Here is a 20,458-nt window from a genome sequence, read left to right on the forward strand (position 1 = left end):
TGCGGCCTTTAGCAGGCCGTTGAAAACGTAGGCGAGGCAGGCAAGACAAGGCAAAAACGGCCGAAAAAGCGCAGTTTACAGGCTGTAAATGAGCATTTTTTGGCCGTTTCTAACGCAGTATTGCCAACGCAGGTAGTTTTCGACGGCTTGTTAGCCTGGCCCGCAGCCCATTCCAGAGCCTAAGAGCGGCCGTTCAAGAAACCGCTCGCTGCCGTAGCCCGAGGAGAAAACTAGAAATGACCTTCGTCGTCACCGACAACTGCATCAAGTGCAAGTACACCGACTGCGTGGAAGTCTGTCCGGTGGACTGCTTCTACGAGGGCCCGAACTTCCTGGTGATCCACCCGGATGAATGCATCGACTGCGCGCTCTGCGAGCCGGAGTGCCCAGCGCAGGCCATCTTCTCCGAAGACGAGATTCCCGATGGCATGCAGGAATACATCGAGCTCAACGCCGAGCTGGCGGAAGTCTGGCCGAATATCACCGAGCGCAAAGAAGCCTTGCCCGATGCCGAAGAATGGGATGGCGTGAAAGACAAGCTTCAGCACCTCGAGCGCTGAGCGAGGCGGCACAAGCCGCTAACAAAAATGCCGCTACCCCAGAGGGTGCGGCATTTTTTATGGGCGCTTGAAAAGTCGCCTGCCGCCGCGCTCGTAACAGCACGGTGACGCCTGGCGGCTATTCAGAATCGCGGATAAGCAACGCGGCTTGAGCACTTTTCTGCAGGCAAAAAAAGGGGCGGTTTTACCCGCCCACTCTTTTGTCCCTATTCCCTGAAACTCCCAACTCATCATCCTGATGAATCGCTTCCCGCGATGTCCTGATCGTTGTCCCTAACGACCTGCGCTTGTCCCTAAGCACGGTTCAGATATTAACGGCCTCGAGATTTATCACAACGCCCTCTCAACCGACGCAGGCAGCCAAGACACTCAAGCATCCAATAAATAAATCCTTTATTTACAATAACTTGAAAATATAGATGGCTCAGCGTCAGTTTCCCAACGCGAAACCGTCACCCAGGCTTACAGGGCTTGTAAGCAATCACTTACATGATCTGGGCGAAAACGTGCGGAACAATGGAAGCGATGCAAGCTCACACCGGTGCGGCGAGCGGATGGAAGCTGAAGTAGTAGCGAAGGGCGTCGACCATCTCCAAGTAATCCTGAGGCGGCGACTGCAGCGTGAAACCCGAATCGAAGCTGCCAGGCGTCACGTCTTCCTGGCACCACAGGCAGGTGGCTGTGAAGTCGATATGGCGAAAGCCGTCGCAACCCGGAATTTTCAGGCGCAGATCGAAGCAGCCCCCCACCAGCACCGGCAGTTGGCTGATCAGCATCAGGCCGTCTGCCGATACATTGCCCAGGTAACCGACCGGTTTGTCGGTAAAGGCATTGAAGACCTTCAGGTAGTAAGGCAGCTGGTGCCGTTCGATATGGCGGTTGGCGTTCATGATGGCAGAGCGCTATGAGTGTGAGGCGAGTATGCCGCCTGCCCAACTGACTGACCAGTGCTCAGTGACAGCGGCCTGACAACTGGTCGCGAAGCTGGCTGCGTGCGGCGTTCAGCTGCTCGTCGCTGTAATAGTGGCGCTCGCCACTGGCGCCTTGATGAAAGTAACGTCGCCCCTCGGGCATCGAAGCCAATTGCGCACGCAACTGAGCGCACTCCTTGACGAGCTGCGCCTGCTGCTCACGGCGGGCTTGAGCAGCCTGGGCCTGTTCGTCGCGGCGCGCCTGGAAGTAGCGCTCGGCACGCTGCTCGCGCTCCTGGGTGGCGGCGTCGCGTTCGATTACCTGGGGCTTTACCTCGACAGTTTGAGCATTGGCAGCCTGGGGCTGCTGACCGAAATGCACCTGACCGTTTTCATCGACCCAGCGATAGACCTGCCCGAAGGCCAGGCAGGGCAATAACAGCAAACCAACCAGAGCACGCGTCACGGCCTTCTCCAGGCAATCAGTCCCGTGCCGTCAAAGCGTGCCGGCAGGCGACACCTTGGCGGGCTCCGAGACGCCTTGATGGCCGAGCTGGCGCAGGGTTTCCAGCCGCGCGCGGGCACGGAAGGCATATTCGCTGGTGGGGTAACGGCCGATGATGAACTGGTAGGTCTGCGCCGCATCGAGGTACAGGTTCTGCCGCTCAAGGCATTGGCCGCGCAGCAGGGAAATCTCTGGCTGTATATAGCTGCGCGAGCGGCTCGAGCGCTCGGCCTGGGACAGATACAGCAGGGCGTCTTCGCAATCGCCCCGGTCGTAGGCCTGATAGGCCTTATTCAGATGGTGATCGAGCGACATGCGGGTGCACCCGCCAACGACCAGGACACAGCACAGCAGCAACAGAATACGCATGGGTTTCTCCTCCAATGAGCAGCGTATCGGCGCGGCCCGCAAAAACTGAACAGTCGCAACATGCTGCATTGGCTTGGACGACTAACGATGGGTAGCGGTCTTCTAGGCTGATTCAGGTCAACGCATGCCCACCGAGGATGGGCTGCAATGCCAGACAACCACTTCGCGAGGTCGCCCCCATGAAACTCGAAACGCTACTGGTCGTGATCGACCCCAGCCAACCCAGCCACCCGGCTCTGGAACGTGCCGCCTGGCTGGCCCGTCGTGCCGGGGCGCGCGTGCATGTGCTGCTGGTCGAGTATAGCCCCGCGCTGGATGGCAGCACCCTGGAGCAGAGCTTGCAGAGCAGAGCCCGGGAAGCCCTTATCGAGCAACGCAGCAGCTGGCTTCAGGAGATGCTGGCGCCGCTGCAAGGCGAAGGGCTGGCCGTGAAGCAGGACGTTCGCTGGGGCAAGCGGCTGCATGAAACGGTGCTGGAAGTGGCCGAACAGCTGCAACCGGATCTGGTGCTCAAATCCGCTGCCCACAACAACCTGCTGCGCCGCTTGCTGCTCACTGACAGCTGCTGGCAACTGATGCGCCACTGCCCTTTCCCGCTATGGTTGGTGCACCACGCGCAGTGGCGCGGCAACAACCTGTGCACCGCCGTCGACCCACTGCACAAGGACGACAAGCCGGCCGCGCTGGATCATCACCTGATCGACACCAGCCAGGCGCTTGCCAAGGACCTCGGCATGCATGCCGATGTCGTGCATTGCCACGCGCCACTGCCGCGCACTCTGCTCAACAACGCCGAGCTGCTGGCCACCTATCAGCAGTACGTCAACGATGATGCGCAGCAGCATCACCAGGCCTTCGAAGACCTGATTCGTCAGCACGGGATCGAGCCGGACGCCGCTCATCTGCTCGAAGGTGCGCCGGAGAACATGCTGCCGCGCTTCGTACGCAAGCACGAAATCGATCTGCTGGTGATGGGCGCCATCGCCCGCGGGCGGCTGGATACCATCCTGATCGGCCACACCGCCGAGCGTCTGCTCGAGTCGGTGGACTGCGACCTGCTAGTGGTCAAGTTGCCGGTGGAAAAGTAGTGCAGTGGAACAATGACTACAGCGCGGCGGCGTAGTAGCCTCGCGGTCTGCTTCAATAAAGGAGTCCGCGCATGACCGTTCGCCGCACCAAAATCGTCGCCACCCTCGGCCCAGCCAGCAACTCGCCACAGATGCTGGAAAAGTTGATCCTGGCCGGGCTGGATGTTGCCCGCCTGAACTTCTCCCACGGCACGCCGGAAGAGCACAAGGCACGCGCCCAGCTGGTACGCGACATCGCCGCCAAGCATGGCCGCCATGTGGCTCTGCTGGGTGACCTGCAGGGCCCGAAGATCCGCATCGCCAAGTTCGCCAACAAGCGTATCGAGCTGGAAGTCGGTGATCGCTTCACCTTCTCCACCAGCCATCCGCTGACCGAAGGCAACCAGCAGGTAGTCGGCATCGACTACCCGGATCTGGTCAAGGATTGCGGCGTCGGCGACGAGTTGCTGCTCGACGATGGTCGCGTGGTCATGCGCGTTGAAAGCACCACCCCCGACACCCTCGAATGCGTCGTGCTGATCGGCGGCCCGCTGTCCGACCATAAAGGCATCAACCGTCGCGGTGGCGGCCTGACCGCCCCGGCCCTGACCGAGAAGGACAAGGCCGACATCAAGCTGGCTGCTGAAATGGACCTGGACTACTTGGCCGTTTCCTTCCCGCGCGATGCCGCGGACATGGAATACGCCCGCCAGCTGCGTGACGAAGCCGGCGGCAAAGCCTGGCTGGTCGCCAAGATCGAGCGCGCCGAAGCGGTAGCCAACGACGAAACCCTCGACGGCCTGATCAAGGCCAGCGACGTGGTGATGGTCGCCCGAGGTGACCTCGGTGTGGAAATCGGCGACGCCGAGCTGGTCGGCATCCAGAAGAAGATCATTCTGCATGCACGTCGCCACAACAAGGCGGTGATCGTCGCGACCCAGATGATGGAGTCGATGATCCAGAACCCGATGCCGACCCGTGCCGAGGTGTCCGACGTGGCCAACGCCGTGCTCGACTACACCGACGCAGTCATGCTGTCGGCCGAGAGCGCCGCTGGCGCCTACCCGCTGGAAGCCGTGCAGGCCATGGCGCGTATCTGCCTGGGCGCAGAGCGTCACCCGACCGGCAAGAGCTCCAGCCACCGCATCGGCAAGACCTTCGAGCGTTGCGACGAGAGCATCGCCCTGGCGGCCATGTACACCGCCAACCACTTCCCAGGCGTGAAGGCGATCATCGCCCTGACCGAAAGTGGTTACACCCCGCTGGTCATGTCGCGCATCCGCTCCTCGGTGCCGATCTACTCCTTCTCCCCGCACCGCGATACCCAGGCGCGCTCGGCGATGTTCCGTGGCGTGTACACCATCCCGTTCGACCCGGCGGCCCTGCCGGCCGGCGAAGTCAGCCAGGCGGCGGTGGACGAGCTGCTCAAGCGCGGCCTGGTCGAGCAAGGCGACTGGGTGATCCTGACCAAGGGCGACAGCTACCACACCATCGGTGGCACCAATGGCATGAAGATCCTGCATGTCGGTGACGTTCTGGTCTGAGGATTGGCGCAGTAACAGGAAGGCCCGCATCGATGCGGGCCTTTTCATTTGTGCAGCGTTCAGGCGTGAGGCAGAAACAGGTCGCTGAACAGCTGGCTGCGCGGCAGGCCAGCCAGGTACAGGCGCCGCGAAAGCGCCTCGACGGTTTGCGGGCCGCCACAGAGCAGCGCTACCGTTTGCCGCGATGCGGGTCGCAGATTGCCCAGAAATGCCGGCAAGGCGGCCGTCTCGATCAGCTCGACCTGTACCTGCGGGTGCCGACTGGCGATGCCCTGCAGGGCGTCGGCCAGGTAATGCTCAGCAGGCGTGCCGGCCACATGCACCACGCGAATCGGCCCCTGATGATCCTGGCGCAGCGCCTCGCGCAATACCGCCCACAGGGGCGCCAGGCCGGTGCCGGCGCCGAGCAGCCACAGCGGTTTTTCCTGCCAGTCCGGGTCGTAGTGCAGGGATGCGCCGCTGAGTGCGCCCAGACGCAGGCTGGCGCCGACCTGCAGTTGGCGCACGGAATCGCAGAAGGCGCCGGGCCGGCCGCAATCGATATGAAACTCCAGCCAGGCATCCTCACAGGGCAAAGAGGCCAGCGAGTACGGCCGGGCGATGCCGTCCGCTGTCCACAGCAGCAGATGCTGACCCGCTCGATAACGCATGGGGTGCTGCGGCAGGAGGCGCAGGCGCACGACGCGCTCGCTCAACCAGTCCAGCGCCTGAATCTGCGCCGGCATGGCATCACGGGTGGGATCGAAAACCTCCAGTTGCAGCGGCTCGATCACGCTGCACTGGCAGGCCAGACACCAGCCCTGCTCGCGGCGCGCCATATCCAGCGCATCGGGTTTGGCATCGTGCGGCTCACCGGCGACGCAGCGTACCAGGCAGGCCTGGCAGCTGCCGGCGCGGCAGCTGTAGGGCACCGGCACACCGGCGGCGAGTAGCCCATCGAGCAGATTGCTGGCCGGGGCGACGTCCCAGCAGCGGTCACTCAGTCGCAGCTGGGGCATCGGTCAGCTGCCAGGTCGAGGCGCTGCGGTTGCGACCGCTACGTTTGGCCTCATAGAGGGCCTGATCAGCCCGGTGCAGGGCATCGTCGAGATCGTCGTACAGGGTCACCAGGGTCATTCCCACGGAAAGGCTGAGGTTGGTCACCTTAACATTAACCGGCTCGCACTCACTGAAGGCCACGCGCAAGCGCTCGCAACAGGCCATGAAAGAGTCGGCATCGGTATCGGGAATCAGCAGCACGAACTCCTCGCCGCCGTAGCGGGCAATCACATCGCCCTCGCGCAGGCAGGCGCTGGCCACCCCGGCAAACGCCTGCAGCACGCGATCACCGGCGGCATGGCCATAGCGGTCATTGATGCTCTTGAAGTGATCCAGGTCGATCAGTGCCAGGCCATGCTGGCTCAAGGGTGTCAGGCTCTCGAGCGCCTGGGCGGCCATGCGCAGGAAGTGGCGGCGGTTAAACAGGCCGGTGAGCTCGTCGGTGGCCACCATGTCTTCCAGCTGGCGCATCATGCCACGCAGGGTTTCCTGGTGCGCCTTCAGCGCGAAGCGCCGATTGCGCATGCGCTGGCGCATCTGCTGCATGTACCAGGCGAACAGGTTCAGCCAGATCAGCACCAGCGCCAGCATGCCGGTCTGCAGCACCGCCAGGCTGACATCGCGCAGGGTACCGGCCTGGTGCTCGTAGAGGTTGATGCCCACGAAACCGACGAACGCCAGGAAGGCGCAGCGAAAGAACACCCAGGTGCGCAGCTGGAACAACCCGAACAGCATCGACATCGGGTAGACCACCAACAGGGCGCCACGCCCATAGTCGATCATGGCTACCAGGGTCGTGGTCAGCACCAGGCTGATCAGCACCTGCGCCTCGGTGAGGCTCGGGTCGTTGAAACGTAGATTGCGGCCACTCAGGAACAAACCCAACAGCAGCGCCTGGGTGGCGAAGGTGGCCACCAGCACAGCGGCGACGGCGATGCCTGGCGCCCGGAACAGATCGCAGAAATAAGCCAGCAGTACCACGACGGAAATCGTCAGGTAGGTGGCGACAGCCAAGGCGAAGCGCTTGATCAGCAGACGCTGCAGGGTCTTTTGATTGAGTGGACGGTTGCTGGAGGTCATGGGCTCCCTCCCATACTGGCAACTGGCCTCTACTGTAACTGGGCGCTCGTAAAAAACCTAGAGATTATGTGGAGTTATCGCAGCCGCCCAACGGGTGTCCCGTGCCCTGCCCGCGCGGTATACTGCGGCGCCTTTTTGAACCAGCCGGCCATGTTCCGGCATTTGAAGTTCCTGCCCTACAAGGGAGCGCCCCACATGACCGTGATCAAGCAAGACGACCTGATCCAGAGCGTCGCCGACGCCCTGCAGTTCATCTCCTACTACCACCCCGTCGACTTCATCAAGGCGATGCACGAAGCCTACCTGAAGGAAGAGTCGCCGGCCGCGCGCGACTCCATGGCGCAGATCCTCATCAACTCGCGCATGTGTGCCACCGGCCACCGTCCGATCTGCCAGGACACCGGCATCGTCACCGTATTCGTCAAGGTCGGCATGGACGTGCGCTGGGACGGCGCCACCATGAGTCTGGATGACATGATCAACGAAGGCGTTCGCCGCGCCTACAATCTTCCCGAGAACGTGCTGCGCGCCTCGATCCTGGCCGACCCGGCAGGTGCCCGCAAGAACACCAAGGACAACACCCCGGCAGTCATCCACTACTCCATCGTCCCTGGTGACAAGGTGGAAGTGGACGTCGCGGCCAAGGGCGGCGGCTCCGAGAACAAGTCGAAGATGGCCATGCTCAACCCGTCCGACTCGATCGTCGACTGGGTACTGAAAACCGTGCCGACCATGGGCGCCGGCTGGTGCCCGCCTGGCATGCTCGGCATCGGCATCGGCGGTACCGCCGAGAAGGCCGCGGTGATGGCCAAGGAAGTGCTCATGGAGCACATCGACATCCATGAGCTGCAGGCCCGCGGCCCGCAGAACAAGATCGAAGAACTGCGTCTGGAGCTGTTCGAGAAGGTCAACCAGCTGGGCATCGGCGCCCAGGGCCTGGGCGGCCTGACCACCGTGCTCGACGTGAAGATCATGGATTACCCGACCCACGCCGCTTCGCTGCCGGTGTGCATGATCCCCAACTGCGCCGCCACCCGCCACGCCCACTTCGTGCTCGATGGCAGCGGCCCGGCCGAGCTGGAAGCGCCGTCCCTGGACGCCTACCCGGAAATCGTCTGGGAAGCCGGCCCGTCGGCGCGCCGCGTCGACCTCGACACCCTGACCCCGGAAGACGTGCAGAGCTGGAAGCCGGGCGAGACCATCCTGCTCAACGGCAAGATGCTCACCGGTCGCGACGCCGCGCACAAGCGCATGGTCGAGATGCTCAACAAGGGTGAAGAACTGCCGGTCGACCTGAAGGGCCGCTTCATCTATTACGTGGGCCCGGTCGACCCGATCGGCGACGAAGTGGTAGGCCCAGCCGGCCCGACCACCGCCACGCGGATGGACAAGTTCACCCGGCAGATCCTCGAGCAGACCGGCCTGTTGGGCATGATCGGCAAATCCGAGCGCGGCCCGACCGCCATCGAAGCGATCAAGGACAACAAGGCCGTGTACCTGATGGCCGTCGGCGGCGCCGCCTACCTGGTCGCCCAGGCGATCAAGAAGTCCAAGGTGCTGGCGTTCGCCGAGCTGGGCATGGAAGCGATCTACGAGTTCGAGGTCAAGGACATGCCAGTCACCGTCGCCGTCGACAGCAACGGCGAGTCGGTGCACATCACAGGCCCTGCGATCTGGAACAAGAAGATCGCCGAAAGCCTGGCGGTGGAAGTGCAGTAAGCATCGCCCTGCGATAAACAAAAGCCCGGCCTAGTGCCGGGCTTTTGCGTTCTGGGATTCGAGCGTCAACCGTCCCCGGGTATCGCTACGCTCAACGCTGGGCTACAGACAGCTCGTAGGATGGGTGAAACCCATCAACGCTCGATGGGTTACACCCATCCTACAGGCCTGTGGTCGAACGCAGCGATACCCAGGTCGGCCATCCAGTCAGAACTCTAGGGTGCTGGAGAGCTGCACCTGGCGCGGCTCGCCGACGGAGACGGCAAGGTTGTTCACCGACGAGCTGTAGTAGGTCTTGTCGAACAGGTTCTTCACGTTGAGCTGCAGCTTGAGCTTGTTGTCGCCCAGGCGCGTGTCGTAGCTGGTGAAGGCATCGGCCACGGTGTAGGACGGCAAGGTGAAGCTGTTGGTCGCATCGCCTTCCCGGTCACCCACATAGCGAGCGCCCACACCGGCACGCACACGGTCGCCACCGAACACCTGACCGAAGTCGTACACGCCGTACAGCGACGCGGTGTGCCGGGCCACGTTCTGCAGGCCATTGCCCTTGAGCTCCGGGTCCTTGGTCACCTCGGCATCGGTAAAGGCGTAAGTGCCAATCAGGCTGAGGTCATCGGTCAGCTGCCCGGTCACATCCAGCTCGACGCCGCGGGAGCGCACTTCGCCGGCGCCAGTCGCCACTGTGAGCCCTGTAGCATTGTCGGTCTGGGTCACCAGCACGTTTTCCTTGACGATATCGAACAGCGCCAGGGTGCCGGTGATGCGTCCGGGCCTATCCAGCTTGGCGCCGATCTCCCAGCTCTTGCCCTCCTCTGGCGGCACACCGTTTATGGAGACCCCATTGGTCAGCGGTGCGATGGTCGAGTTGGGCTTGAACGATTCGGTGTAGCCGCCATACAGCGACAGCTCGTCGTTAAGTTTGTACACCAGGCCGACCCGCGGCACCCAGACCTGACCGTCGATATCGGTGTTCTTGTTGAACGGCCGGCCACGCCCGGCGAGTTGGTCATAGAGCTGATAGCGGGCGCCTGCCACAAAGATCCATTGCTCGTTGAGGTGCACCGAATCCTGGAAGAAGGCGGACTGGGTAACCACGCGATCGGTCTGGTCGCTGTCCGATGCAGCCACGGTGGTGGGCACCGGCACGTTGCCGTAGACTGGGTTGAACGGGTCGAAACGAATGGCGGTGTTCTGGCGCAGCAGGTCCTCGCGGTAGAACTTGCGGTACTCATGGTCCACGCCCATCAAAAGGTCGTGCTGCATGCCGCCGAGTTGCACGGTGCCGTCCAGATCGAAGGTGGCGAAATGCGAGGTGCTGACCGCGCCGCGGGTGCCATCCAGGCGGCGAACATAGGCGTTACTGCTATCGGAGGGCGGCTCGCGAAAGATCCGCGCCTGGTAGTCGTCGTAGGTATCACGGTTGTAGCTGTAAGCGAAGTGGGCTTTCCAGTCTTCGTTGAGCTGGTGCGAGAGGTCGAAGATGGTCAGGTTCGAGCGGCCGTCGGTGACGTTATAGGCCTCGTCCATGCGCCGCTCGGCGGGAATGTCCAGTGGCTTGCCGTGGCGAAAAATGGTGCCGCGGTCGAACGGCACCGAATACTCGCGGTATTCGTGACTGAGGCTGATGGTCGTGTCCTCGCCATACCAGGCCAGCGAGGGCGCGAAAGTCTTGTCACGGTTGTGGCCGAAGTCGCGCCAGTAATCGGCATCGTCATAATCGGCGACCAGCCGGTAAGCCAGGCCGCTTTCGCCCAGCGGGCCGGTGACATCCAGGGTGCCGCCGCTGCCGTTCTTGCCGTGGCCGTAGGTCGAGGCGCGGCCAGTGATGGCGCGGTAACTCTCCAGCTGCGGCTTCTTGCTGACCACGTTGATTACGCCGCCCGGGTCGAGAATGCCGTAGAGCATCGACGACGGCCCCTTGAGCACTTCGACGCGCTCGGCGGTGGCGGTGAAGTTGCGGCCCTGGATGGTACGCATGCCGTCACGCAGGATGGAGCCGTCGCGGTTATCGCCGAAACCGCGCTTCATCACCGCATCCAGGGTGCTGCCCAAGGTGTTGGACTGGGTGATGCCACTGACGTTGACCAGCGCCTCGTCGAGCGTCTGCGGCTGTTGATCCTGCAGTACCTGGGTCGGCACCACCGCGACGGCCTGGGGGATTTCCAGCAGCGGCGTGTCGCTGCGCGTCAGCGAAGTGGTTTCCGGCGGCTGGTAGCTGGAACTCGGCGTGCGCTGCGACTGGATGTTCACCGCACCGAGGTTCACCGCGCCGTCGGCGGGCAGCGCATGCAGGGTAACGGTGGTGGCGCCGACTCGGGCGAAGGTGAAGCCGGAGCCGGCCAGCAACCGGGCCAGCGCCTGCTCGGCGCTCATGCGCCCCTCGAGCGCTGGCGCCTGTAACGCGTAGGGCGCTTCGTCGGTGTACACCACATTGAGGCCGGTGACGCGGCTGAAGGCGTCGAGCGCCCGTGGCAGCGGCTGCGCAGCGATGGCGAAGTCATAGGTCGCGGCCTGATCGGCGCTGACCTGGGCCTGGGCCGGCTGCGCCTGGGGCAGGATGGCCGAGCCCAGCAGGCAGGTGGCCAGACCGATGTGTTTCAAGGAGGCATCCTGCCGGCGCATGGTGCGGTGGTTCATGGTGGTGTTCATCCAGAGGCGGGCTGTCAGTGCGAAAAAGTCGCATTCAAAGCACTACACGAATGCCGCGCGGCTCTACCTCACCCCGGCCTGAAAATATTTTTCAGCGCAGGATGATCAGCCGGCCAAGCACCTTGTGCTGCTCGAAGCCCACCACGCCCTGCAGGGCATCGAGAATCGCTTCGGGATCCTGGCTGGCGAAGCTGCCGCTGACCCGCTTGCCGCGCAGCGCATCGTCGAGCAGCACGATGCGCCCCGGGTAGTAACGGCGCAGCTCATCAAGCACCTCGCCCAGCGGGGCGCGATAGAAACTCAGGCGGCCATCGCGCCAGGCGGTCAGCGCAGCGGTATCGACAGCCAGGGGATTGCCGCTGACGCCATCCCGGTAACTGACCTGCTGATCAGCCGTCAGCACTCGCGGGGCTTCCAGTGGCCCGCCGCGCACCGCCACCCGCCCCTGCTGCACCGAAACCCGCGCGCCCTCGCCCAGGCGCCGCACCTCGAAACGCGTACCGAGCACCCGCGACTCGCCACCGGCCGCGGCAACGGTAAAGGGAATCTCGCCCCGCACCACGCTGAAGTAAGCCGCTCCACGGCGCAGTTCGACGTGCCGCTCAACCGCGCTGTAGCGCACGGCGATGGCGCTGTCGGCGTCCAGCACCACGCTCGATCCGTCGCTTAGCGTCACGGTGCGCACCTCACCCGGCGCCGAGACCATATCCGCGCCCAGGTCATCGACCCAACGTAGCGGCTGCCAGCCGCCGGCCCACACCACTAGCAGCAGGCAGGCGGCCATCGCCAAGGTCGGCGCCCAGTAGCGGCGCTGGCGCTTCGACGCACTCAGGTACTGCTGCAGGGCGGCGTGCTCCTCATTGGCCAGTTGCTGGGCAGCCGGGCGACTGAGGTGCCAGAGCGACTGCATGCGCACGAAGGTATCGACATGCTCGGGCGCAGCGGCCAGCCATTGCTCAAACGCCATCTGCACGCCATCGTCGGGCTGGCCCTGCAGGCGGCCAAGCCATAGCCAGGCGTCCTGCTCGATAGGCGACAGCGGTGGGGATGACTCGAGGCTCATGGCGCAGCGCTTCCGTGTGAATGGCTGGCCGGCGTATCGATGACGCTGGCCTTGCAAGCTTCCAGGGCGCGCATCATATGTTTTTCCACCGCGCTCTGGGAAAGCGCCATGCTGCGGGCGATCTGCCCGTAGGTCTTGCCGTGAATGCGGTTGAGCAGAAAGATGTGCCGGGTGCGCTCTGGCAAGGCGCGCAAGGCGGCCTCCACGCGGCGCAGATCACTGCCGGCTTCCAGAACAGCATCCGGGGAAGCAGCACCGTCATCACACTGTGATGGCAGTAGCCCTGCCTCGCTACGGGAACGGGCGCCCTCGCTACGCAAATGATCGATGGCCAGGTTGTGGGCGCTGCGGATCAGGTAGCTGCCCAGATCTTCGAGGGGGGCGCTGGGCCGCCGCCAGAAGCGCAGGAACAGCTCCTGCAACAGATCAGCCGCCGTGGCCCGACAGCCGACACGACGGCGCAGCACCGCTTCCATCTGTTCTCGCCGGGCAAGAAAGGTGCGCAGGAAATCATCGCGCTGCGGTGCAGGCGCAGCGGCTGGATCCGGTTGGTGGGTATCGGGCAAGGACGGCAGGTCGACCATGAAGGAAAGCGGCTCGTGGCGATGCCGACAGGAGCGTGGCGGCAAGCGGAGCGAATGATAATGCTTATCAAATAAATTCGGTAGTGCCCCAATACGCCGGCGGAACGATCCGTCATCGCCCACGGCCTAAGCCACACGCGCCTATAGGAGTTGCCCATGACCTTTTCCATCGTCGCCCGCTGCCCACGCACCGGCCAGTTCGGGGTTGCCGCCGCCACCGCCATGCCCGCCGTAGGCAAACTGCTTAGCCATGCCGGTGCCGGTGCCGGCGCGGTGGCGACCCAGGCCCAGGTCAATCCGTATCTGGGGCTCGACGGCCTGGCGCTGTTACGTGACGGCCATTCGGCGCCAGCAGCCCTGAAAAAGCTGATGGGCACCGACCCCTGCATGCAGCTGCGTCAGTTGGCGCTGATCGACCGTAATGGCGACAGCGTATGCTGGACGGGCAGCGATTGCATTCCCTGGGCTGGCTCGCTGTCCGGCGAACAGTTCTCCGTGCAGGGCAATCGCCTGGCCGGGCCGCAAGTGCTCGATGCCGTAGCCGATGCCTTTCGCCGCGGCGAGGAACGCCCGCTGGTTGAACGCCTGATCGATGCCCTGGAAGCCGGTGATGACCGCGGCGGCGACCGCGAAGGCGAGTCCTCGGCGGTCATCTATATTGTCGACCGCGAGGAGTATCCGCTGTGGGACATCCGCGTCGACCATCACCGCGACCCGGTCGCCGAGCTGTGGCGCCTGCACGCGGTGTTCGCCCGTGAGGTGTTGCCGGAAATTCTCGATATGCCGACCCGAGAAAACCCAGCGGGCAAGGCGGCCGAAGATTCGGTATGAGATCTCGCGCTAGTGCGCTGGAGCCGCAAAGCGCTTGCGATAGTCACCCGGCGACAGACCGACCAATCGGGTGAACACACCGCGGAAGGCGCCGCTGTCGCGGTAGCCCACCTGCCACGCCACCTGATCGATGCTCTGGCGAGTGAATTCCAGCAGATCCCGCGCCCTGGCCACCCGCAATTGCTGACAGTACTGGGTCGGGTTCAGGCCCGTGGCCGCCCGGAAGCGACGCAGAAAGGTGCGCCCGCCCAGACACGCCCGCTCAGCCATCTCGCCTAGGCTCGCCTCCACCGTGGCCTGCCCCTGCAACCAGTGCTGCACAGCTAGGATCGGTGCATCGCCATGGTCGAAAACCGGCACGAAGTGACTGAAGTGCAGCTGCGAGGTGCGGTTCAGGTCGACCACCAGAAAGCGCGCGGTTTCCGCCGCGATGGTGGCGCCGAGCAACCGGTTGATCAGCGCCAGGCCCAGATCCGTCCAGGCCATCAGGCCGCCGGCGGTGATCAGGTCACCGTCCTCCACCAGCATGCGCTCGGGCAGCACGCGAACGTGCGGGTACTGCTGGGCCAGCTCGTTGCCCAGCGCCCAGTGAGTGGTCACCGAGCGGCCGTCGAGCAGCCCGGCCTCGGCCAGCGCAAAGGCGCCGGCACATACCGAGGTCAGGGTCACGCCCGCCGTATGCTGGTCGCGAAGCCAGCTCAGATAAGGCTCGCCCAGCAAACGCCCCGGCGCCGGCTGCAAGCAAGGCGGCACGATGATCACCCGCAGGTTGCTCTGCTCGTCTGGCCGCCGGCCATGCGGTTGGCTACCGTGAACAGGTCGCCCAGGCCATGCACCGCCGCCAGTTGTACACCGGAGTACAGCAGCAGGCCGATCTCCAGGTAGCGCTTCATTGTCAGTTTTTCCCCGTAGATTGTCGGCCCTGCCCGTGCCGGAAGTGGCGTGCCAGCGCTAAGGTGTAGGCCATATATCCCACGGAGAACACCATGAGCAAGCGTGCCCTGATTCTGATCGACATCCAGAACGACTACTTCCCTGGCGGCAAGTGGTCGCTGCACGAAATGGACGCCGCCACCGCCAAAGCCGCCCGCGTACTGGCCGCTGCCCGCGCCGCCGGTGACACGGTGGTGCATGTGCGCCATGAGTTCGAGAGTATGGACGCGCCCTTCTTCGCCCCCGGCTCCAGCGGCGCGCAAATTCACGCCGAAGTGCAGCCGCTGGCCGGCGAAGCCGTGGTGCTCAAGCACAAGGTCAATGCCTTTCTCGGCACCGACCTCAAAGCGCTGCTCGACAAGGCTGGCGTGGAGCAAATCACCCTGGTCGGCGCCATGAGCCATATGTGCATCGACGCCGCCGCCCGCGCCAGTGCCGATTTCGGTTACGCCACCACGGTGATTCACGATGCCTGCGCAACCCGTGATCAGGAGTTCGAAGGCAAACAGGTGCCGGCCGCCCAGGTGCAGGCCGCTTATATGGCGGCCCTGGCATTTGCCTATGCGACGGTGGTGTCGACCGAGCAGTATCTGGCGGACTGAACACGCGCTCGTAGGAGGCGCTTTAGTCTGTAGGATGGGTCGGGCCGTGTAGGTGCTAACCCATCGGCAAATTGATGGGTTGCCACCCATCCTACATGCGCGCGACGCCACACTCCTTGATGACGCTGCAACTCCGTAGCCTGCGGTTGAGCGCAGCGATACCCAGGGCAATCGCTCCCGGGTATCGCCTCGCTCAACGCCGGGCTATAAACACCTCACGCCAGCTCTCTACGCAGCTGCCGCGCCGCCGCGACCATATTGATCAACGCCGCCTCGGTCTCCGGCCAGCCGCGGGTCTTCAGGCCGCAATCCGGGTTGACCCATAGGCGCTCAGCAGGAATGCGCCGCACCGCCTTGCGCATCAGCTTGACCATCTCGGCGGTGTCCGGCACCCGCGGCGAGTGGATGTCGTAAACGCCCGGGCCGATTTCGTTGGGGTATTCGAAGGCCTCGAAAGCGTCCAGCAACTCCATGTCCGAGCGCGAAGTCTCGATGGTGATCACGTCGGCATCCATGGCGGCGATGGACTCGATCACGTCGTTGAACTCGCTATAGCACATGTGGGTGTGGATCTGGGTGTCGTCGCGCACACCGCTGGCGCACAAGCGGAACGACTCGGTCGCCCAATCCAGGTAGCGCTGCCACTCGGCCTTGCGCAACGGCAAGCCTTCCCGGAACGCCGCCTCGTCGATCTGGATGACCTTGATACCGGCCGCTTCCAGGTCCACCACCTCTTCACGCAGCGCCAGGGCCAGTTGGCGAGCCTGCACCTCGCGGCTGACGTCCTCGCGGGGGAACGACCACATTAGCATGGTCACCGGGCCGGTCAGCATGCCCTTCATCACCTTGCCAGTGAGGCTCTGGGCATAGCGGATCCACTCCACGGTCATGGCTTTCGGGCGGCTCAGGTCACCGTAGATGATCGCCGGTTTGACGCAACGCGAACCGTAGCTCTGCACCCAGCCGAAGCGGGTGAACAGGTAGCCGTCGAGCTGCTCGGTGAAGTACTCGACCATGTCGTTGCGCTCGGCCTCGCCGTGCACCAGTACGTCCAGGCCCAGGCGTTCCTGAATCTCCACCGCATGGCGAATCTCGGCGTGCATGGCATCGGTGTAATCACCCAGCGACAGCTTGCCCTGCCTGAACGCCTGACGGGCCAGGCGAATCGCCGAGGTCTGCGGAAAGGAGCCGATGGTGGTGGTGGGGAATGGCGGCAGGGCCAGGCCAATGCGCTGCTTGGCGATACGCTGGGCGAAAGGCGAACGGCGCTGGCTGTCGCCCGTTTTAACCGCGGCGAGACGCGCCTGCACCTGGGGTTTGTGAATGCGTGGCGACGCCGCCCGGCCGGCCTGCACGGCGCGGCTTTCGGCCAGCGCCTTGTGTACCTCGGGGGCATCGGGCTGGTTGACGGCCCGCGCCAGCACCGCCACTTCGGCGCACTTCTGGGTGGCGAAGGCCAGCCAGCTTTTCAGTTCCGCATCCAGGCCATCCTCACGGGCCAGGTCTACCGGGCTGTGCAGCAGCGAGCAGGACGGCGCGATCCACAGGCGTTCGCCAAGCCGACTGTGGGCATGGCCGATCACCGCCAGGGCCTTTTCCAGATCGCAGCGCCATACATTGCGGCCATTGACCACACCAAGGGACAGCACCTTGTAGGCCGGCAGGCGGTCGAGAATGGTCGGGTACTGCTCCGGCGCGCGCACCAGGTCGATGTGCAAACCGTCCACCGGCAGGTTGGCGGCCAGGCCGAGATTGTCTTCCAGGCCGCCGAAGTAGGTGGCGATCAGCTTCTTCAGTGGCTCGCGCTGCAAGATGTTGTAAGCGCGTTCGAAGGCATTCTTCCAGTCCTGAGGCAAATCGAGCACTAGGATCGGCTCGTCGATCTGCACCCACTCCACGCCCTGCTCGGCCAGGCGCCGGAAGATCTGCCCGTATAGCGGCAGCAGGCGTTCGAGCAGCTCCAGCTTGTCGAAACCCTGAACATCGCCCTTGAGCTTGCCCAGCCACAGGTAGGTCAGCGGCCCGATCACCACCGGCTTGACGTTGTGGCCAAGAGCATGGGCCTCGGCCACTTCCTCGAACAGCTGCTCCCAGCTGAGAGCGAACTGCTGGTCGGCGGTGAATTCGGGCACCAGGTAGTGGTAGTTGGTATCGAACCACTTGGTCATCTCTTGGGCGTGAGAACCACCGCAGCAGGCATCGCCACTGACGCCACGGGCCATGGCGAACAGCGTCTGCAGGGTCGGTTTGCCGCCCGCCGGGCGGAAGCGCTCGGGAATCACGCCGAAGGTCAGCGAGTGCGCCAGCACCCCGTCATACCAGGCGAAATCGCCGACCGGCAGCAGCTCGATGCCGGCGTCCTTCTGCACCTGCCAATGGCGCGCCCGCAGCTCGCGGCCAACGGCGCGCAGGCCGGCTTCGTCCAGTTCAACTTTCCAGAACGCCTCCTGGGCTTTCTTCAATTCACGGTCACGTCCGATTCGGGGGAATCCGAGGCTGTGGGCCAGGGCCATGGTGATCTCTCCACTGCATAAATGATGGCGTGCATTGTCGAGACTCGGCCCAAGTGAAACAAACTCAACGTGCTAACGTTAAAAACAAGTTTCCCTCATGTTTCATCGATATGGCTCATGCGCCTCGCTCAGCGGCTTGAGGTAAACGGTGGAGTTCGGGCAAGCTGGCTGCAGCCCTGTGGACACGACCGGCATGCCTGAGCTTCCCGACGACCCCGCCCAGACCGAGCGCACCCGCGAAACCGTGCTGCGCTATCACTACAGCTGGAAATACCGCGACCTCGACGCGGTGATGGCGCTGTATCACCCCGAGATCGAGTACCACGACTTCTTCCTCAACCGCGCCATGGGCCTGGCCGAGCTGCGCAACTACGTGCTCAGCACCATGCCGCGCCACCCGGACGAGGCGCTGGAACACACCGACCGCATCCGCATCGACGGCCATACCGCGTTCATCCAGTACCGCACCACGCTGCATGGCGGCGAGGGGCTGGTGTCGTTTCGTACCGCCGAGGCCATCACCGTGCGCGACGGGCTGATCTGGCGGGTCAACGAATACGCTTCGCTGGTGCACGAAGGCCCCGATGCGCGGGCTCCGATCCAGAGCAGTGCGGCGATCAGCAAGCTGGGCCTGTCGACCCGCCAGCTGGGCTTCATGGCCCAGGACCTGCAGGATTACTTCCAGCAGCGCCAGCCCTTTCTCGACCCGGCCCTGAGCCTGCAGCAGGTGGCCAGCGCCACCGGCTACAGCCGCAACCAGATTTCCTACCTGCTCAACCAGGTGCTCGGCCAGAGCTTCTACCGCTACGTCAACCAGGCGCGCCTGCAGCACCTGCTAGAACGCCTGCAGGCCGGCAGCGATCTGCGGCGCATGGACGAACTGGCCTTCGAGGCCGGCTTCAACTCCCTGACCGCCTTCTACAGCACCTTCCGCCGGCATACCGGAATGACGCCCAAGGCCTACCTGAAGGACCTGTACGCGCGGGCACGCACGCAAGACAACGCCTGAGTCGGTCACTAGTCTTGCCCCATACATCTTGTGTGGAAGCGGTGCATGAACGACTGGCGCAACATCAGCCTGTGGATGGATCAACTCGATGAGCCCCTGACGCCGCGCCCGTCACTGCCCGGTGATCTGCAGGTCGACGTGGCCATCATCGGCGCGGGCTACACCGGCCTGTGGACGGCCTACTACCTCAAGCGCCAGGCGCCCAATCTGCGCATCGCCATCCTCGAGGCGAAGATCGCCGGCTTCGGCGCTTCCGGTCGCAACGGCGGCTGGCTGATGGGCAACCTGCTCGGCGAGGATCGCCTGCTCGCCGGCCTCGGCCCACAGGCACGGCGGGAATCCTACGACCTGCTGCACGGCATTCCCGACGAGGTCGGCCAGGTGCTGGAACGCGAAGGCATCGACTGCGACTACCGCAAGGGCGGCGTACTGTATTGCGCAGCCCGCTACCCGGAGCAGGAGTTGCGCCTGCGCGAGTACCTGCGCGGCTACCGCGAAGAGGGGCTGAACGACGACGATTACCGCTGGCTGCCCGCCGAGGAGTTGGCCCAGCAACTGCGCATTCCCGGTGCCTACGGGGCGATCCACACACCCCATTGCGCGACCATCCAGCCGGCCCGCCTGGTTCGTGGCCTGGCGCGTTGCGTCGAAGCCATGGGCGTGAGCATCTATGAAGGCACCCCTGCCCTCAGCTGGCAGGCCGGTAGCGTGCGCTGCGAGGCCGGTGAGGTGCGCGCCGACTGGGTGGTGCCGGCCGTCGAGGGCTACTCACCCAAGCTGCCGCCACTGGGCCGCCATCAGATTCCGGTGCAGAGCCTGATCGTCGCCACCGAACCGCTGCCGGCCTCGACCTGGGCGGAAATCGGCCTGGAGCGCGGGCAAGCGTTTTGCGAAGCCAGCCGCCAGGTCACCTACGGCCAGCGCAGCCGCGACGACCGACTGATTTTCGGCGCACGCGGTGGCTATCGCTTCGGCAGCAAGCTGCGCAGCGACTTCAACCTCAACGACGAGGAGCGCGGCCTGCGCCGCTACCTGTTCAGCGAACTGTTCCCGCAATTGCGCAACGTGCGCATTACCCACGCCTGGGGCGGCAACCTGGGCATGGCGCGGCGCTTCCACCCGCACATGCTCTGCGACCGCAGCGCCGGCATCGCCCTGTCCGGCGGTTACGGCGGCGAAGGCGTGGGCGCCAGCAACCTCGGCGGGCGCACCCTGGCCGACCTGATTCTCGGCCACAGCACCACGCTCACCCGCCAGCCCTGGGTACGCCACGACACCCGCGTGCAGGACCTGCCGCGCTGGGAGCCGGAGCCGTGCCGCTGGCTGGGTTACAACGCGATCATCCGCAGCTTCGTGCGCGAAGACCGGTTGCTGGCCGACCCGTCCAGCCGGCCCTGGCAGCGCTACATGGCTCAGCGCATCGCCAGCCTGATGGAAGGCTTCATGAAGTGAACGCCCTCAAAACCTGTTCACGATCTCGC

The 20,458-nt window shown here is 64.2% G+C and carries 17 protein-coding genes and 1 pseudogene; 8 read left to right on the plus strand and 10 right to left on the minus strand.

Annotated elements, in window-relative coordinates:
* The first annotated feature begins 236 nt into the window (after nucleotides 1–236).
* Nucleotides 237–560, plus strand: a complete 324-nt coding sequence (gene fdxA / locus BM279_RS22130) for a ferredoxin FdxA (RefSeq protein ID WP_013790430.1) — start codon at nucleotides 237–239, stop codon at nucleotides 558–560.
* Nucleotides 561–1,093: 533 nt separating this feature from the next.
* Here the strand turns inward: fdxA and BM279_RS22135 are convergent.
* The 3 genes from BM279_RS22135 to BM279_RS22145 all read right to left on the minus strand — a co-directional run bounded on the left by BM279_RS22135 (nucleotide 1,094) and on the right by BM279_RS22145 (nucleotide 2,345).
* On the minus strand, nucleotides 1,094–1,450 hold the full coding sequence (locus tag BM279_RS22135; protein ID WP_013790429.1) for a PilZ domain-containing protein: 357 nt from the start codon (nucleotides 1,448–1,450) through the stop codon (nucleotides 1,094–1,096).
* Nucleotides 1,451–1,511: 61 nt separating this feature from the next.
* Nucleotides 1,512–1,937, minus strand: a complete 426-nt coding sequence (locus BM279_RS22140) for a DUF4124 domain-containing protein (RefSeq protein ID WP_093507432.1) — start codon at nucleotides 1,935–1,937, stop codon at nucleotides 1,512–1,514.
* A 30-nt stretch (nucleotides 1,938–1,967) separates the two neighbouring features.
* Nucleotides 1,968–2,345: a tetratricopeptide repeat protein gene (locus BM279_RS22145; protein ID WP_013790427.1), complete on the minus strand. Its 378-nt coding sequence runs from the start codon at nucleotides 2,343–2,345 to the stop codon at nucleotides 1,968–1,970.
* Nucleotides 2,346–2,524: 179 nt separating this feature from the next.
* Between BM279_RS22145 and BM279_RS22150 the strand changes: the two genes are divergently transcribed.
* Together BM279_RS22150 and pyk are read left to right on the plus strand one after the other, a co-directional pair.
* A complete protein-coding gene (locus BM279_RS22150; protein ID WP_093507434.1) occupies nucleotides 2,525–3,433 on the plus strand; it encodes a universal stress protein in 909 nt (302 codons plus the stop codon).
* A 71-nt stretch (nucleotides 3,434–3,504) separates the two neighbouring features.
* Nucleotides 3,505–4,956, plus strand: coding sequence for a pyruvate kinase (gene pyk / locus BM279_RS22155; protein ID WP_027909819.1), 1,452 nt, complete (start codon nucleotides 3,505–3,507; stop codon nucleotides 4,954–4,956).
* Between the two features lie 59 nt (nucleotides 4,957–5,015).
* Here the strand turns inward: pyk and BM279_RS22160 are convergent, their stop codons facing one another.
* Together BM279_RS22160 and BM279_RS22165 are read right to left on the minus strand one after the other, a co-directional pair.
* Complete coding sequence (locus BM279_RS22160; protein ID WP_093507436.1) at nucleotides 5,016–5,954, minus strand: iron-sulfur-binding ferredoxin reductase; 939 nt, start codon at nucleotides 5,952–5,954, stop codon at nucleotides 5,016–5,018.
* Nucleotides 5,932–7,074 carry a GGDEF domain-containing protein gene (locus BM279_RS22165; RefSeq protein ID WP_093507438.1) on the minus strand — a complete coding sequence of 381 codons (1,143 nt, stop codon included), beginning with the start codon at nucleotides 7,072–7,074 and terminating at the stop codon, nucleotides 5,932–5,934. The genes BM279_RS22160 and BM279_RS22165 overlap by 23 nt, the downstream gene beginning before the upstream one ends.
* Before the next feature lie 195 nt (nucleotides 7,075–7,269).
* Here BM279_RS22165 and BM279_RS22170 point away from each other — a divergent pair, with 195 nt between their 5' ends.
* Complete coding sequence (locus tag BM279_RS22170; protein ID WP_093507440.1) at nucleotides 7,270–8,793, plus strand: fumarate hydratase; 1,524 nt, start codon at nucleotides 7,270–7,272, stop codon at nucleotides 8,791–8,793.
* 207 nt (nucleotides 8,794–9,000) lie between these two features.
* Here BM279_RS22170 and BM279_RS22175 read toward each other — a convergent pair whose 3' ends face one another.
* The 3 genes from BM279_RS22175 to BM279_RS22185 all read right to left on the minus strand — a co-directional run bounded on the left by BM279_RS22175 (nucleotide 9,001) and on the right by BM279_RS22185 (nucleotide 13,089).
* The gene (locus tag BM279_RS22175) at nucleotides 9,001–11,430 is read right to left on the minus strand and encodes a TonB-dependent siderophore receptor (protein ID WP_093507443.1); all 2,430 of its coding nucleotides are present in this window, start codon (nucleotides 11,428–11,430) and stop codon (nucleotides 9,001–9,003) included.
* Between the two features lie 103 nt (nucleotides 11,431–11,533).
* Nucleotides 11,534–12,505 (minus strand): FecR family protein, encoded by a 972-nt coding sequence (locus BM279_RS22180; protein WP_093507446.1) that lies wholly within the window; start codon nucleotides 12,503–12,505, stop codon nucleotides 11,534–11,536.
* Entirely contained in the window at nucleotides 12,502–13,089 is a 588-nt protein-coding gene (locus BM279_RS22185; protein ID WP_093507448.1) for an RNA polymerase sigma factor, read from the minus strand. Before BM279_RS22185 ends, BM279_RS22180 begins: the two co-directional genes overlap by 4 nt.
* A gap of 156 nt (nucleotides 13,090–13,245) precedes the next feature.
* Here BM279_RS22185 and BM279_RS22190 point away from each other — a divergent pair, with 156 nt between their 5' ends.
* Nucleotides 13,246–13,920, plus strand: coding sequence for a DUF1028 domain-containing protein (locus BM279_RS22190; RefSeq protein ID WP_093507450.1), 675 nt, complete (start codon nucleotides 13,246–13,248; stop codon nucleotides 13,918–13,920).
* Nucleotides 13,921–13,929: 9 nt separating this feature from the next.
* Here BM279_RS22190 and BM279_RS22195 read toward each other — a convergent pair.
* Nucleotides 13,930–14,813, minus strand: a pseudogene (locus tag BM279_RS22195) (GlxA family transcriptional regulator).
* 93 nt (nucleotides 14,814–14,906) lie between these two features.
* On the opposite strand from BM279_RS22195, the gene BM279_RS22200 reads away from it, so the two are divergent.
* A complete protein-coding gene (locus tag BM279_RS22200) occupies nucleotides 14,907–15,455 on the plus strand; it encodes a cysteine hydrolase family protein (RefSeq protein WP_093507452.1) in 549 nt (182 codons plus the stop codon).
* A 215-nt stretch (nucleotides 15,456–15,670) separates the two neighbouring features.
* On the opposite strand, the gene metE is transcribed toward BM279_RS22200, so the two are convergent.
* On the minus strand, nucleotides 15,671–17,968 hold the full coding sequence (gene metE, locus BM279_RS22205) for a 5-methyltetrahydropteroyltriglutamate--homocysteine S-methyltransferase (RefSeq protein WP_093507454.1): 2,298 nt from the start codon (nucleotides 17,966–17,968) through the stop codon (nucleotides 15,671–15,673).
* A 193-nt stretch (nucleotides 17,969–18,161) separates the two neighbouring features.
* On the opposite strand from metE, the gene BM279_RS22210 reads away from it, so the two are divergent.
* Both BM279_RS22210 and BM279_RS22215 read left to right on the plus strand, forming a co-directional pair.
* Nucleotides 18,162–18,977: an AraC family transcriptional regulator gene (locus BM279_RS22210; RefSeq protein ID WP_093507516.1), complete on the plus strand. Its 816-nt coding sequence runs from the start codon at nucleotides 18,162–18,164 to the stop codon at nucleotides 18,975–18,977.
* 45 nt (nucleotides 18,978–19,022) lie between these two features.
* Nucleotides 19,023–20,429, plus strand: coding sequence for an NAD(P)/FAD-dependent oxidoreductase (locus tag BM279_RS22215; protein WP_093507456.1), 1,407 nt, complete (start codon nucleotides 19,023–19,025; stop codon nucleotides 20,427–20,429).
* Nucleotides 20,430–20,458 lie beyond the last annotated feature (29 nt).

The organism is Phytopseudomonas straminea, assembly GCF_900112645.1.
Classification (GTDB): domain Bacteria; phylum Pseudomonadota; class Gammaproteobacteria; order Pseudomonadales; family Pseudomonadaceae; genus Aquipseudomonas; species Aquipseudomonas straminea.